This window comes from Parachitinimonas caeni, assembly GCF_030129945.1.
Taxonomy (GTDB): Bacteria; Pseudomonadota; Gammaproteobacteria; order Burkholderiales; family Chitinimonadaceae; genus Parachitinimonas; species Parachitinimonas caeni.
Window position 1 is genome coordinate 1 of sequence record NZ_JARRAF010000280.1, and the last position, 255, is coordinate 255.

General features: G+C 69.0%; 1 protein-coding gene. It reads right to left on the reverse strand.

Annotation, left to right across the window (positions count from 1 at the left end; translation table 11 throughout):
- The coding region (locus PZA18_RS25890; RefSeq protein WP_284103526.1) for a hypothetical protein at nt 1-255 on the reverse strand (255 nt) is incomplete at both ends.

Here is a 255-nt window from a genome sequence, read left to right on the forward strand (position 1 = left end):
GCAGCCGGAACTGGTAGGGTTGATCGCCCCAGTAGGCCCGCATCGTCAGATCGTACCGGCCCGGCTCCAGCCAGCGGGCTTCGCGCCACCGGCCGTCGGCACCGCTGATCAAGGGGCGGCCGTTGGCGTCGTGCAGCATCACGTCCAGATTGCTGGCAAAGCCGCTGCCATCGCCCAGGGCGCCTTGCCGGTCGAGCAGCCACAGGCCGGCCTGCTTGATCTCGATCGGGAAGTGGGCCGTCTCGCCATTGCGGA